The organism is Salinispora vitiensis (genome assembly GCF_000378825.1).
Taxonomy (GTDB): domain Bacteria; phylum Actinomycetota; class Actinomycetes; order Mycobacteriales; family Micromonosporaceae; genus Micromonospora; species Micromonospora vitiensis.
The window spans coordinates 2094697-2108605 of the sequence record NZ_KB900388.1; the positions used below are offsets into that span (position 1 = coordinate 2094697).

Consider the following 13909-nt stretch of genomic DNA (forward strand, 5'->3'; position numbering starts at 1 on the left):
CTACAACACCGGCGGCAAAGGGGTCACCGACGGTCGCAGATTACTCGACCAGGACCGGCTGGACCCGATTGGGGGGGTTGTCCGCCCCCATCGGGGTGATCACGGGACAGCGGAGGCGATATCGTGGAACTCCGTGAACGCCTCTCCGGTCTACCTGGACGCCGCCTCCGCCGCGCCACTGCACCCCGTCGCCCGACAGGCGCTGCTGGCCGCCCTCGACGACGGCTGGGCCGACCCGCAACGGCTCTACGCCCCGGCACGGCGGGCGCGTCAACTCCTGGACGCGGCGCGGGAAGCCGCAGCGGCCACGCTCGGCGTCCGACCAGACGAGCTCTCGTTCACCCCAAGCGGTACGGCGGCTGCGCACTCGGCCGTCCTCGGTGGGCTCGCCGGACGACGCCGGGCCGGTTCCGGCCTGGTGCATTCCGCGATCGAACACTCGGCGGTGCTGCACGCCGCCGAGCGGCACGTGGCTGGCGGCGGCACGGCGACATCGGTCCCGGTCAACCGGGTCGGCCGAATCGATCTGGACGCCTGGTCAACGGCGGTCGGGGCACCCGGCACCGCGCTCGCGGCCCTGATCGCCGCGAGTCACGAGGTGGGCACCGTGCAGCCGGTCGCCGCCGCCGGTGCCGTCTGCGCCGCCGCCGGAGTGCCGCTCTACGTTGACGCGGCACAGGTGGTCGGGCACGCTCCGGTGCCGGCGGGCTGGTCGGTGCTGACCGCGAGCGCACACAAGTGGGGCGGACCGCCGGGCGTCGGGCTGCTGGTGGTCCGCAAGGGCACCCGCTGGGAGTCGCCGTGGCCGATGGACGAACGCGAGGCAGGGCGTACGCCGGGGGTGGTGAACCTACCGGCGGTCGTCGCTGCGGCGGCAAGTCTGCGCGCGGTGGCGGCCGACGCGGCGGCGCGGTCGGCCCGGCTCGCCCGCCTGGTGGACCGGATCCGGGCTCGGGTCGCGACCGAGGTGCCGGATGTGGAGGTGGTCGGTGATCCAGAAGATCGGCTTCCGCACCTGGTGACCTTCTCCTGCCTGTACGTGGATGGTGAGGCGCTGCTACACGCGTTGGACCGGCGCGGCTTCGCCGTCTCCTCCGGGTCGTCGTGCACCTCGTCGACGCTGCGCCCGTCGCACGTGCTGGCGGCGATGGGAGTGTTGTCGCACGGCAATGTTCGGGTCTCGCTGCACCGGGACACGACCGAGGCCGAGGTGGAGCGGTTCCTGACCGAATTGCCGGGGATCGTGGGCGCGTTGCGGGCCGAAGCCGGGGTGGTGGGGCTGTGACGGCGCCCGAGGTGATCGACTGCCGGGGGCAACGCTGTCCGCTACCGGTGATCACGCTGGCCCGCCGCCTGCCCGAGCTGCCGGTGGGCGCCCTCGTCCGGGTGCTGGCCGACGATCCGGCCGCCGCGGTGGACCTGCCCGCCTGGTGCCGGCTTCGAGGTCAGGAGTTCGTGGGCCGGGTGGACGGCCCCGACGGCCCAGGATTCGACGTTCGCCGCCGGCGCTGACCCCCGGGGCCCGGGGGTCAGCGCCGGGGTGGGACTACGGCACCAGGTGCGAACGAACCTCTTCGGCAGCCGCGTCGCCGTACGAGTCGGCGAGCCGCTTGACAAAGAGGTCCTGGTGGAGCTGGTACTCCTGGGTGCCGACGGCCTCCAGTACGAGGGTGGCCAGCAACGAGCCGACCTGGGCGGCCCGCTCCAGGCCGAGGCCCCAGGAGAGCCCGGCGAAGAAGCCGGCCCGGAATCCGTCGCCGACCCCGGTCGGGTCGACGGCACGGATCTCGCGGGCGATCGGCACATGAATCGGGTCGATGTCCCGTCCGGCGATCTCCACGCCCTGCTTGCCCAGGGTGGTCACCCGCACCTTGACCAGGTCGAGCAGTTGCGCGTCGCTGAGACCGGCCTTGCTCTGCAGCAGCGACTTCTCGTACTCGTTGGTCATCAGGTAATCGGCGCCCTCAATCAGCGCGACGACGTCCTCACCCGGCATCCGCGCAAGCTGCTGGGAGGGATCGGCCGCGAACGCGTACCCCCGCTCCCGGCACTCGGCGGAGTGGCGCAGCATCGCCTCCGGGTCGTTTGCGCCGACCAACACCAGGTCGAGACCGCCGGCCCGCTGGGCGATCGGCTCCAGCTCGATGTTGCGCGCCTCGCTCATCGCCCCCGCGTAGAAGGAGGCGATCTGGCACATCTCGGTGTCGGTGGTGCAGACGAAACGGGCAGTGTGGGCGATCTCGCTCACGTGTACCGAGTCGCAGTCGACGCCGTGCCGCTCCAGCCAGGACCGGTAGTCGGCGAAGTCGGCGCCCACCGCGCCCACCAGCACCGGGCGCAGGCCGAGCTGGCCCATCCCGAAGGCGATGTTGGCGGCCACCCCGCCCCGTCGTAGCACAAGGTCGTCCACCAGGAAGGAGAGCGACACCTTGTCGAGCTGGTCGGCGATGAACTGCTCGGCGAATCGGCCGGGGAAGCTCATCAGGTGGTCAGTCGCGATCGAGCCGGTCACGGCGATCTTCATGTCATCCCTTGGGGTGTCGGGAGCGGGGCGTCGGTCAGCCTACCGCTCCGGCTACCCCGAGGTAACCGTTCAGATGAACCATCGACAACTCCCGTAACAACCACCGGGGGCCGGTCCGGTCCCATGCTGAGGAACCGGGCCGGCCCGCCGGGAAGCGGTCAGCTGAACGAGTCGCCGCAGGCGCAGGAGTTCCCCGCGTTCGGGTTGTCGATCGTGAAGCCCTGCGCGTCGATGCGGTCGGCGAAGTCGATGGTGGCGCCGCCCAGGTAGGGGGCGCTCATCCGGTCAACGACGACCTCCACGCCGTCGAAGTCGGTGACGACATCGCCGTCGAGTGACCGCTCGTCGAAGAAGAGCTGGTACCGCAGGCCGGAGCAGCCGCCCGGCTGCACCGCGACCCGGAGCCGCAGGTCGTCACGGCCCTCCTGCTCGATCAGAGCCTTGACCTTCTGGGCCGCGACGTCGGTGAGGATGACGGTCGTGGGGGCCTCGGTCGACTCGGTCTGCGCTGGCGTGGTCACGTGGAATCTCCCTGCACACGTAAGGTGTGGTCGTCGTGGCCAACACGTCGGTCAACGATTCCCACTGCGGTCCGGCTTTCGATTGTAAGCCGCTTGCTGCCGGGCCACCCAGGTGACGCCAGCCGCACCCCGGTCCGGTCAACGACTCCACTGCCGGGCCAACCGGGCCGCCAGGGCCCGCAGCCCGTCCGCCGGCCGGCCAATCGCCGCCTCCACCCCGCCGTCCTCCGCCCCGCCGTAGTGCTCGACGAGGCTGTGCGCCTCGGTGACACCCGCCGCGGCCGCCTCGCGCCGGCCCGCGCCCACCCGCCCCGCCAGCACCACGCACGGCACGCCCCGGTCCCGGGCCGCACCGGCCACTCCGGCGACCACCTTGCCGCGCAGGGACTGCTGATCAAACGAGCCCTCGCCGGTGATCACCAGGTCGGCGTTGTCCAGCGCGGCGTCCAGCCCGACGGCGCGGGCGACCAGGCCGATCCCCGAGGAGCGCCGACCACCGAGGGCGAGCACCGCCGCGCCCAGCCCACCGGCCGCCCCACCGCCGGGCAGGACGCCCAGATCACCAGGGCAACCGGGTAGGTCCCGTTCGAGGACCGTGACGAACCGCTCCAACGCCGCGTCGAGCAGCAGCACGTCCGCCCGGTCGGCGCCTTTCTGCGGTCCGAAGACGTTGCTCGCCCCATGCACCCCGAGTAACGGATTGTCCACATCTGTGGCCGCGACCAACCGGGCGTCCCGCAACCGCGGCGCCCCGTCCAGCGCCGCGACAGCGGCCAGCGCCGCTCCCCCGTACGGCAGGGCCGCGCCGGCGTCGTCCAGCGCGGTCACGCCGAGGGCGGCGAGCAGGCCCGCACCAGCGTCATTGGTGGCCGAGCCACCGAGCCCGATCACCACCTCGGAAGCGCCGTACTCGACCGCGGCGGCCACCAAGAGCCCCACCCCGTACGAGGTGGTGCGCCTCGGGTCACGTTCGGCCGGGGCGAGTAGGTGCAGACCGCAGGCCTGGGCACTCTCCACGTACCCGGTGCCAGCCGGGGTGAGCAGGATCTCACCGGCCGCTGGACGGCCAAGGGGGTCAACGGTTGGTACCGGCACCCGGCGGGCGTCCACCGCCCCGGCCAACGCGTCCAGGAACCCCGGTCCACCGTCGGCGAGGGGGTGCACCAGCAGGTCGTCGTCCGGTGCCACCGAGCGCCAACCGGCGGCCACGGCGGCAGCCACCGCCGACGCCGACAGGGTGCCGGCGAACTTGTCCGGGCAGAGCAGCACACGCATGCCGAGCAGTGTGGCAGCACACACCGGCGACAGTCGCGACGCCGTCGTGCTGTGGAACCATAGGGGGCGTGACGTCGACCTGGGTTGAACCTTCCGCCACCGCCACCGCGCTCCTCCTGCTCGGTCGGGGCAGCGATCCGGCCTCCGAACGGGGAGTCGAGTGTCCCGGCGACCTGCCGGCACCGAGCGACCCCGAGCTGGTGGCCCGGGCGACGGCGGCGAAGGCGCAGCTGGGAGACCGGGTCTTCGTGCTGGGCCACCACTACCAGCGCGACGAGGTGATCCAGTTCGCCGACGTGACCGGCGACTCGTTCAAGCTGGCCCGGGAGGCCGCCGCCCGGCCGAACGCGGAGTACGTCGTCTTCTGCGGCGTGCACTTCATGGCCGAGAGCGCCGACATCCTCACCACGGACCAGCAGCGGGTTGTCCTACCCGACCTGGCCGCCGGTTGCTCGATGGCGGACATGGCGGCGCTCCCGCAGGTCGAGGCCGCCTGGGAGACCCTGGCCGACCTCGGTCTCACCGAAGGCACCGTCCCGGTCACCTACATGAACTCCTCCGCGGACATCAAGGGCTTCGTCGGGCGCAACGGCGGTGTCGTCTGCACCTCCTCGAACGCCAAACGGGCGCTGGAGTGGGCGTACCAGCAGGGCCAGCGGGTCCTCTTCCTCCCCGACCAGCACCTGGGCCGCAACACCGCCGTGCTGGAGCTGGGCTTCTCGCTGGACGACTGCGTGCTGTACGACCCGCACAAGCCAACCGGCGGGCTCACCGCTGCGCAGCTACGTGACGCTCGGATGATCCTCTGGCGGGGACATTGCTCGGTCCACGGCCGGTTCACCCTCGACAGCGTCAACGACGTACGCGAGCGGGTGCCGGGCGTCAACGTGCTGGTGCACCCGGAGTGCCGACACGAGGTGGTCCGCGCCGCCGACTTCGTCGGATCCACGGAGTACATCATCAAGATGATCGAGGCGGCGCCGGCCGGCTCGGCGTGGGCGGTCGGGACGGAGCTGAACCTGGTCCGCCGGCTGGCGCTGGCCAACCCGGACAAGCAAATCATGTTCCTGGACCGGGCGGTCTGCTACTGCTCGACGATGAACCGCATCGACCTACCCCATCTGGTGTGGGCGCTGGAGGAGCTGGTCGCCGGCCGGGTCGTGAACCAGATCACGGTGGACGCGGAGACCGCGCACCAGGCGCGGGTCGCGCTGGACCAGATGCTCGCCCTGCCCGGAACGGAGAACCGGCCACCAAGCGGAGTGTGATAACTGTCCGTATCGACTCTGGCGCAAAAAGTGCCAGAACGCCGATAGCTACCGCCAAGGGCGATCTGATCGAGTCCGCCTTCGTCACAGAGGGCTATGCTGCCCTGGGCGACGACTTGTGGGTGTCCCGGTCCCCGACCCCTGTCATCGCAGATCGCAGGACATCCAACCCCACCGATACCCGGCACCACTCGACGCGCTGGAGGTTGCGTTGACCGACGACGTCCTGGTCGTACACGGAGGCACTCCGCTGGAAGGACGAATTCGCGTACGCGGCGCGAAGAACCTCGTCTCCAAGGCAATGGTCGCCGCGCTGCTTGGTGACAGCCCAAGCCGGCTCTACGACCTTCCGAAGATCCGTGACGTCGAGGTCGTCCGTGGCCTGCTCGGCGTACACGGGGTCAAGGTCACTGATGGCGACGAGGACGGCGCGCTGGTCCTCGACCCCGCCAACGTGGAGAGCGCCAGCACCGACCAGATCAACGTGCACGCCGGTTCCAGCCGGATCCCGATCCTGTTCTGCGGGCCACTGCTGCACCGGCTTGGCCGCGCCTTCATCCCCGACCTCGGCGGTTGCCACATCGGCCCCCGCCCGATCGACTTCCACCTCCAGGCGCTGCGCGAGTTCGGGGCGACCGTCGAGAAGCAGCCGGAGGGCCTACACCTGTCGGCGCCGAACGGCCTGCACGGCACGAAATTCGCGCTCCCCTACCCGAGCGTCGGCGCCACCGAGCAGGTGCTGCTGACCGCGGTGATGGCCGAGGGCGTCACCGAGCTGCGGAACGCGGCGGTCGAGCCGGAGATCATCGACCTGATCTGCGTCCTCCAGAAGATGGGCGCGATCATCAAGGTGCACACCGACCGGGTGATCGAGATCCAGGGTGTGCCGAAGCTTCACGGCTACTCGCACCGCCCGATCCCCGACCGGATCGAGGCGGCCAGCTGGGCCGCCGCCGCGCTGGCCACCCGCGGCCACGTCGAGGTGCTGGGCGCGGAACAGGCCGACATGATGACGTTCCTGAACATCTTCCGCTCGGTTGGCGGCGAGTACGAGGTCACCGACGCCCGCCCACCCCGGCTGAACGACCCGGGCCAGGAGGGCGGTATCCGATTCTGGCACCCGGGCGGGGAGCTGAAGTCGGTCGCACTGGAGACCGACGTACACCCGGGTTTCATGACCGACTGGCAGCAGCCGCTGGTCGTGGCGCTGACCCAGGCCCGTGGCCTCTCGATCGTGCACGAAACGGTGTACGAGCAGCGACTCGGCTACACCTCGGCGCTGAACTCGATGGGTGCGAACATCCAGGTCTACCGGGACTGCCTGGGAGGCACGCCGTGTCGCTTCGGCCGGCGCAATTTCAAGCACTCGGCAGTCATCGCCGGGCCGAGTAAGCTGCACGCCGCCGATCTGGTCATCCCCGACCTGCGGGCCGGGTTCAGCCACCTGATCGCGGCGCTCGCCGCCGAAGGCACCTCCCGGGTGTACGGCGTCGACCTCATCAACCGTGGTTACGAGGACTTCGAGGCGAAGCTCTCCGACCTAGGCGCACACGTCGAGCGCCCGTGACCCGTACCACCCCGGGCGGCACCGCCCGCTCCTGACGCCCGCGCCCGGTGCACCGCGATGTGCACCGGGCGCGGGCGTTTGGCTACGCTTGTTACGTGCCCCTGTTTCGTCGCAAAGCCACTGACCTGCTCGACGAGTCCACCACGCCGGTGACGCCCGAGGAGGAGCCTGCCGCCCAGCCCCGGGGCTACACGCCGGCGAAGGGGCGGGAGACGCCCAAGCGACCCAGCACCGGGCGGCGCCCCACCACGGTGGTCAAGTCGCTGAGTAAGGAAGAGCGACGCGCGGAGCGCCGCCGACTGCGCGCCGAGTCGGCCGCGGAGTTCCGCCGCGAGGGCGGCCCCCGCGACCGGGGGCCGGAGCGGCTGCTCGTCCGCAACGTGGTCGACTCCCGACGCACGGTGGGCACCTGGTTCCTGGGTGGCGCACTGATCGTGCTGCTCGGCTCGAACCAGGCGATGCCGCCGGTGGTCCGAACGGGCTCCAACATCCTCTGGGTGATGCTCGCGTTCGCCCTGATCGTCGACTCGGTCCTGATCTCACGAAAGATCAAGAAGCTGGTCCGGGAGCGTTTCCCGAATACCGGGCAACGGCTGGGCTCGCTCTACCTCTACGCGATCATGCGGTCGATCAGCCCTCGCCGGATGCGGGCCCCCGTACCCCGCGTCGCCATCGGCGACCCGATCTGACGGTGCCCGCCAGCGAGCACCCGCCCGCCCCTTGCCGACACCTCGGCCCGATGCCCGTACGGCATCCGGCGGGGCGCTGACGCTACCGGAATCGAAACTCTGGTCCGGATTTCACCCAAATTTCCGGAACATGGGATAACGTTTGGGTCCCGCGCGGGCGCCGCAGTGGCGGCGACCGAGCCCGCGCCGCTACCCTCCTTCCGCAACCACGCCTTGCGGGACGGAAGACGCTACCGCCGGCGGGGTGCCCAGCGCGACAAGGTGCAACGAGGTGACAATCGCCGTGAGCGAGCGGACGCGAGCCGGTCATCGGGGCGCGCCCGGAAGCAAACCGACGCCCCCGACGGATCCTGCCCAACCACTTGCGGGCCAGGGCAGCCCCCTCCTCCACCCCGACGGGGCGCACGGATGAGTCGCGGCGGCTACGACGACCCGTGGCACCGGACCGCCGAGCCGTCCTGGATGGTCGAACCGACGAACGAGTGGCATCCACAGTTCCCCGGCCAGCGCTACCCCGGTGACATCGGCGTCGAGCACACCCAACCGCCTGCCCCGCGCGGGCGAGCTGCCGTTGTCGGCCGAGCCACGGTGCCCCCGCTGGCGCCCACCCGCCCTGATGGGACCTACACCGGCCGCTCCTGGGATGAATCGGACGACCACCGCGCCCACCAGGACGAGGAGCCGCGCCGCCGATGGCCGGGTGAGACACCCCGGGTAGCAGACCGAGGCCGACGCCCGGCGCCGGGCGGTTCCCGCGACGGCAACCCCGGCCGGGAGCGGGACAGCCAGCGCACCGGCTCCGGGCTCAGTCACCACGCCCGCCCGGACCGGCACGACGGACGGGCTCCGTGGCACGAGCCCGCGGGACGGAGTCAACCGGTCTCCCCCGCCCAGCAGCCGGAACCGGGCTGGATTCCCGAACCGGACGAGGAGCGACCCCAGGGACCCGACCGCTACCCCCTCGGTCGGCAGGCCGGGGGGCCGCCACCTCGGACCCGCTACCCGTGGGGGCGGTCAACCGGCCCCGAACCTGGTCGGCTCGGCGCACCGCCCGAGAACGACGGTGGGCGCCCGCGGCCGGACGGGCCCCAGTCATGCCGGGACGGACGGGTTGACCCATACCCACGACGGCAATCCGGCCCTGGTAACCCGACCAGCCCCGGTCCCTCGGCCGAGCACGGCACCGTCCACCCGCACCGTGACCCGGCACCCGGACCGGCCCACCATCCCGACTGGCACCCCGGCCAGCAGCAGCCGCACCCCAACCGGCGGCCCGGCACCGGGCGCCCTTGGTACCCAGCTCAGCCGGGCCCGAACCAGCAGAACCCCCAACGCGGCACACCACCCGGACCGCACCTCCCGCCACCCCACCGACCGCCTCAGGCCGGTCCCCCGACAAGCACGTCGGCGCCCCCATCTGGCCGACCGATATCCGGCATGCCCAGCCAACCGGTGTCCGGCGGCGCCGGGACGGCCCCGCCGCCCCATCCGGACCCGGACCGCCCGGTCACCGGCGTGCCTCCTGGACCGACGCCGTCGCCTCCCCAGGCGGCCGGACCGACACCAGCCATCAAGGCACCGCGGCCGCAGCGGTACGTTCCACCACCGCCCACCACCGATCCCGTCCGGCCCGCACCAGGCCCAAGTGGGCCAAGCGTCTGGTTCGGACCGGCCACCCCCACCGAGCCAACCGCCCCCGCCGAGCCGCTCACCCCCACCACCGACCCCTCCAGCCCCGACGCACCGCCGTCGACGGCCGCATCCCACCCGCCCGACAACGCACCAGCCGCCCCGTCACCGCTCTCGGCAACAGCGGCCGGCGCCACGACCGAGTACGCGGAACCCGCCAGCGTCGCCGAGGAGAAGACGGAATCCGTCAACCCCGCATCGGATGAGACCGAGCCAGCCGACGCCGTCCCGGCCGGCGCCGCTGACGTCCTCGGCAGCGGCGATGAAGCCCCGAACGAGGATCCTGCCCCGTCCGCAGCCGCTGCCCCGACAGGAGACTCAGACCCGGCGCAAGCCGACGCTGACCTGGAACGGGCACCAGCGGTGGAACTAGCTCCCACGACCGAGCCCGCCTCGTCGGATTCGGAGACCGCGTTGCCACCGGTCGCAACGGACCGGGGGCCAGTCCCGGGACCGGAACCGATGCCGGAGCCGGAGCCGGAGCCGGAGGCGATGCCGGAGCCGGGGCCAGAGCCGGGGCCGGGGCCAGAGCCGGGGCCGGAGCCGGAGCCGGAGCCGGAGCCAGAGCCGGAACCGGAGACTGTAGCGACCTCGATGCCGGTAGACCTGGCCGCGGCGACGGTCACGCCGGAACCGGCCCAGGTGCTCCCCGCGCCCCCCACGCCGCGGCCGGAGGCCGACTCAACGGAGGCCGACTCAACGGAGGCCGACTCAACGGAGGCGGCGGAACCGACGGAAGTTCCCGCGCCGGAGGCAGCGACCGCTCCCCCGCCGGAGACGGCAGCCGCTCCCACAACGGTTCCATCCACCACCACGGACCGGAGTGACCCACCGGAGGCCCCGGACGTCAACGACACCGCCCCACCGGGCGACCCCGAACGGGTGCTGGCCAGCCTTCCCTGGCGACTGGACCCGGCTACGCTCCGCGAGGTCATCCCCGACCCCCAGCAGTTCCGGAATATCCGACACCGGCTGACCGAGAAGCTCGGCACGGCCATGGACAACCGGTCCCGGGCCCGGCTGCTCAGTCTGCGGGCCGTGGCCTCCCGGGCAGCCGGTGACCTGGACGAGGCGCTGGCAGACGGCCGACTGGCCCTGACCTACGCGGAGGCCACCGGTGAGTTGCGACGGTCCGCTCTCGCGCAGGCCCGGCTGGCACACGTGCTGCGGTGGCGGGGCGAGTACGACGAAGCCGACCGGCTCTTCGCCCAGGCGAACTCGCCGGAGTTGCCCGACCGGCTACGGGTGGCGCTGCACGAACATGCGGGACGGTGTTGCGTTGACCAAGGTCGACTGATCGAGGCCTGCCTGCATTTCGAGCGGGCTCTGGACCTACGCGGCACCGCCGATCCGGAACTGCTGGACCGGGTGCGGGTGAGTCTGGACGTGGTCGCCGATCGGGCCGCAAAGACCGGCTTCGGACCGTACCCCCGTAGCAGGGCGGAGTTGCTGGAGCCGGACCAGCCGCCGGTGCCGGCGCGCGACGGCGATCTCTGGGGGTACGCCGACCCGGACGGTGACCTGGCCATCGCGGCGGAGTACGCGGAGGCGCAGCCGTTCCGGGAGGGCTTGGCCTGGGTTCGCCACCCGGATGACCAACGGTGGTCGCTGCTCGATCAAGCCGGCAGCACCGTGTTGCCAGCGTCCTGGCTGGTGGTCCGCCCGTTCGCCGACGGACTGGCCTGGGTGTCCCAGGGCGAACCCGGTGACTGGCGTGCGATCGACCCGCAGGGCGAGGTCGTGGTGCCACCGGGCTTCACCGACGTGCGCCCGTTCCGACGGGGTATCGCCGTGGTCCGGCGCGAGGGGTGGGGCGCGGTGGATCGCGCCGGCCGGCTGGTGGTACCGACCCGGTACCACGGGTTCGCCACCATGCTCGCCGCCGGCGGGCAGGTGGATGGCTTCACCGAGGAGGGGTTGGCCGTCGTTGACCTGGCCGGACGGTACGGCGTGGTGGACCGGACGGGCCGGGTGATCGTGCCGCCGGCGCACCCGGCGTTGGTGGTGCACCCCGTGGCCTACCTGGTAGCCACCCCCGCCGGTCGATGGGGAGCATTGGACCGGCAGGGCAGACCGCTGATCGAGCCGACGCAGCCCGACCAGGCCGGGGTGCTCGCCGAGATCGAACAGCTGCTCACCGATGCGGTGCCACTCCTCTGACCCGGTCGGACCGGAGGGACGGCCAGCAACAGCTCCACGGCCATCCCCGCGGGTGCACCGGTTCGGCGAGCCGAGCCGTGCCCTCCGTCGGCGGCGCGCCACCGGGTTAGGGTCAGGGAATGGAATTCCGACACCTGGGCCGTTCCGGCCTGATAGTCAGCGAGATCTCGTACGGAAACTGGATCACCCACGGCTCCCAGGTTGAGGAGGAGTCGGCCCTCGCCTGTGTCCGCGCTGCCCTGGACGCCGGTATCACCACCTTCGACACCGCGGACGCGTACGCGGGCACCCGGGCGGAGCAGGTTCTCGGCCGGGCGCTGCAAAACGAACGGCGGGCCGGACTCGAGCTGTTCACGAAGGTGTTCTGGCCGACCGGTCCGGGTCGCAACGACCGGGGCCTGTCCCGCAAGCACATCATGGAGTCGATCGACGGTTCGCTGCGCCGGCTGGGCACCGACTACGTCGATCTCTACCAGGCGCACCGGTACGACCACAGCACCCCGATCGAAGAGACGATGGAGGCGTTCGCCGATGTTGTCCGCGCCGGGAAGGCGCTCTACATCGGGGTCTCGGAGTGGACGGCGACGGAGCTGCGCCAGGCCCACCAGCTCGCCCGTGAACTGCGGATTCCGCTGATCTCCAACCAACCACAGTATTCGATGCTCTGGCGGGTCATCGAGGCCGAGGTGGTGCCGGCCAGCGAGGAGTTGGGCGTCGGTCAGATCGTCTGGTCCCCGATGGCGCAGGGTGTGCTGACCGGTAAGTACCAGCCGGGTCACCCCCCACCCGCGGGCTCCCGGGCCACCGACGAGAAGTCCGGCGCGGGCTTCATCGCCAAGTGGCTCAGCGACGACGTGCTGACCCGGGTGCAGGAGCTCAAGCCGCTCGCCGAGCAGGCGGGGCTGAGCATGGCCCAGCTCGCCATCGCCTGGGTGCTGCAGAACCCGAACGTCTCCTCGGCGATCATCGGCGCCTCCCGCCCCGAGCAGGTGCACGACAACGTCAAGGCGTCCGGGGTACGGCTCGACGCCGACCTGCTCAAGGCCATCGATGACATCGTCGAGCCGGTCGTCGAGCGGGACCCGGCCCGGACCGAGTCCCCCGCGCAGCGGCCCTGATCCGCCCACGGCGGTGGGCCAGCCGACATGACCGGCCCACCGCCGTGCGCGCCGACCGGAATGACCGGCGGCACCCACAGGGCTTCAGCCCTGCCAGAAGCGGACCAGATCCAGGCCGAGCCCGTACAGGCCCGGCGGTAGGCCCAACGCGTCGCCGACGGCGAAGACCGTCCCGAAGAACCAGCCGTTGATCCGGGGGTTCCACAGCAGCGCGAAGAGCAGGAGAAAGCCGTACGGCGCGAAGAGGTCGTACACCCGCCGGTACTGCGGGGAGAGCCAGGGCTGGATCATGTTGCCACCGTCCAGGCCCGGCACCGGAAGCAGGTTGAGCAGGCTCGCCGTGAGTTGGAGGAAGGCGAGCAGTGCCACCGCGGCCCAGAACTGCACCGGCCCGCCGCCGCCCGCTGCCAGCCGGACGGCGATGACCAGCACCAGCGTGAACACCACGTTGGTGGCCGGGCCGGCGAGGCTGACCAGGGTGTGCCGGAGCCGCCCCGGAATGGCGTGCCGGTCCACCCAGACCGCGCCGCCGGGCAGGCCGATACCACCGAGCAGCACCACCACCACCGGCAGAGCGATCGACAGTAGCGGATGGCTGTACTTCAGTGGGTTGAGGGTGAGGTAGCCCTGGTGCGCGACGCTACGGTCCCCGGCCCGGAACGCCACCAGTGCGTGCGCGTACTCGTGCAGGCAGAGTGAGACCAGCCACCCGGAGACGACGAAAAGGAACACGTTCACCCGGACGTTGCCAGCTCCCTGCCAGGTCAGGACCCCGCTGAGCACGAAGAGGGCCACCAGCCCGAGGAAGACCGGGCTGGGGCGGAACGCTGCCCGGGGCACGCCCAGCACCAGCGGCCCACCTCCAGCACGATCTCCGGCCATCACTCCGCCGGGGGCTGCAGACTCATCCGGTACTCCACGCGGTCGTCCTCGACAAGCAGGACCGCGATTACGCCGGCCGCCGCGAGTTCCCGCCAGGTCTGGCCGATCCAAGACTCGGCGTCCGCCTGGCTACTGAACGACTCGGCCGGCCCCGACGCCGGTTCGCCGTTCTCGCCCTCGTACTGCCAGCTCCACGCCATCTGCGTGTCTCCCCTC

The 13909-nt window shown here is 71.5% G+C and carries 12 protein-coding genes; 7 read left to right on the forward strand and 5 right to left on the reverse strand.

Translation table 11 applies throughout. From position 1 onward, the window contains the following. The first annotated feature begins 133 nt into the window (after positions 1–133). Positions 134–1285, forward strand: a complete 1152-nt coding sequence (locus SALPAC2_RS0109635) for a cysteine desulfurase family protein (protein ID WP_018216453.1) — start codon at positions 134–136, stop codon at positions 1283–1285. Further along, positions 1282–1512: a sulfurtransferase TusA family protein gene (locus SALPAC2_RS0109640; protein WP_018216454.1), complete on the forward strand. Its 231-nt coding sequence runs from the start codon at positions 1282–1284 to the stop codon at positions 1510–1512. Before SALPAC2_RS0109635 ends, SALPAC2_RS0109640 begins: the two co-directional genes overlap by 4 nt. Positions 1513–1546: 34 nt before the next feature. Here SALPAC2_RS0109640 and SALPAC2_RS0109645 read toward each other — a convergent pair whose 3' ends face one another. The 3 genes from SALPAC2_RS0109645 to SALPAC2_RS0109655 all read right to left on the reverse strand — a co-directional run bounded on the left by SALPAC2_RS0109645 (position 1547) and on the right by SALPAC2_RS0109655 (position 4320). Further along, complete coding sequence (locus SALPAC2_RS0109645) at positions 1547–2524, reverse strand: carbohydrate kinase family protein (protein WP_018216455.1); 978 nt, start codon at positions 2522–2524, stop codon at positions 1547–1549. 158 nt (positions 2525–2682) lie between these two features. Then, positions 2683–3045, reverse strand: coding sequence for an iron-sulfur cluster insertion protein ErpA (gene erpA, locus SALPAC2_RS0109650; protein ID WP_018216456.1), 363 nt, complete (start codon positions 3043–3045; stop codon positions 2683–2685). Between the two features lie 138 nt (positions 3046–3183). Continuing rightward, the gene (locus SALPAC2_RS0109655; protein WP_018216457.1) at positions 3184–4320 is read right to left on the reverse strand and encodes a glycerate kinase family protein; all 1137 of its coding nucleotides are present in this window, start codon (positions 4318–4320) and stop codon (positions 3184–3186) included. A 68-nt stretch (positions 4321–4388) separates the two neighbouring features. Here SALPAC2_RS0109655 and nadA point away from each other — a divergent pair, with 68 nt between their 5' ends. The 5 genes from nadA to SALPAC2_RS0109680 all read left to right on the forward strand — a co-directional run bounded on the left by nadA (position 4389) and on the right by SALPAC2_RS0109680 (position 12811). Continuing rightward, entirely contained in the window at positions 4389–5588 is a 1200-nt protein-coding gene (gene nadA, locus SALPAC2_RS0109660; protein ID WP_018216458.1) for a quinolinate synthase NadA, read from the forward strand. Positions 5589–5706: 118 nt separating this feature from the next. After that, the gene (gene murA / locus SALPAC2_RS0109665) at positions 5707–7155 is read left to right on the forward strand and encodes a UDP-N-acetylglucosamine 1-carboxyvinyltransferase (protein WP_026184583.1); all 1449 of its coding nucleotides are present in this window, start codon (positions 5707–5709) and stop codon (positions 7153–7155) included. A 95-nt stretch (positions 7156–7250) separates the two neighbouring features. Next, on the forward strand, positions 7251–7844 hold the full coding sequence (locus tag SALPAC2_RS0109670; protein WP_026184584.1) for a DUF3043 domain-containing protein: 594 nt from the start codon (positions 7251–7253) through the stop codon (positions 7842–7844). Between the two features lie 408 nt (positions 7845–8252). Then, positions 8253–11693 carry a tetratricopeptide repeat protein gene (locus SALPAC2_RS0109675; RefSeq protein ID WP_026184585.1) on the forward strand — a complete coding sequence of 1147 codons (3441 nt, stop codon included), beginning with the start codon at positions 8253–8255 and terminating at the stop codon, positions 11691–11693. A 119-nt stretch (positions 11694–11812) separates the two neighbouring features. Then, positions 11813–12811 (forward strand): aldo/keto reductase family protein, encoded by a 999-nt coding sequence (locus tag SALPAC2_RS0109680; RefSeq protein ID WP_018216462.1) that lies wholly within the window; start codon positions 11813–11815, stop codon positions 12809–12811. Between the two features lie 84 nt (positions 12812–12895). On the opposite strand, the gene SALPAC2_RS0109685 is transcribed toward SALPAC2_RS0109680, so the two are convergent. Both SALPAC2_RS0109685 and SALPAC2_RS0109690 read right to left on the reverse strand, forming a co-directional pair. Continuing rightward, positions 12896–13693 (reverse strand): site-2 protease family protein, encoded by a 798-nt coding sequence (locus SALPAC2_RS0109685; protein WP_026184586.1) that lies wholly within the window; start codon positions 13691–13693, stop codon positions 12896–12898. Beyond that, positions 13693–13893 carry a hypothetical protein gene (locus SALPAC2_RS0109690; protein ID WP_018216464.1) on the reverse strand — a complete coding sequence of 67 codons (201 nt, stop codon included), beginning with the start codon at positions 13891–13893 and terminating at the stop codon, positions 13693–13695. The genes SALPAC2_RS0109685 and SALPAC2_RS0109690 overlap by 1 nt, the downstream gene beginning before the upstream one ends. Positions 13894–13909 lie beyond the last annotated feature (16 nt).

Bases quoted from the DNA above. Each gene is read 5' to 3' on its own strand.
- SALPAC2_RS0109645 (WP_018216455.1), bottom strand. From the start codon at position 2,524: ATGAAGATCGCCGTGACCGGCTCGATCGCGACTGACCACCTGATGAGC.
- SALPAC2_RS0109655 (WP_018216457.1), bottom strand. From the start codon at position 4,320: ATGCGTGTGCTGCTCTGCCCGGACAAGTTCGCCGGCACCCTGTCGGCG.
- SALPAC2_RS0109675 (WP_026184585.1), top strand. From the start codon at position 8,253: ATGAGTCGCGGCGGCTACGACGACCCGTGGCACCGGACCGCCGAGCCG.
- SALPAC2_RS0109680 (WP_018216462.1), top strand. From the start codon at position 11,813: ATGGAATTCCGACACCTGGGCCGTTCCGGCCTGATAGTCAGCGAGATC.
- SALPAC2_RS0109685 (WP_026184586.1), bottom strand. From the start codon at position 13,693: ATGGCCGGAGATCGTGCTGGAGGTGGGCCGCTGGTGCTGGGCGTGCCC.
- SALPAC2_RS0109690 (WP_018216464.1), bottom strand. From the start codon at position 13,893: ATGGCGTGGAGCTGGCAGTACGAGGGCGAGAACGGCGAACCGGCGTCG.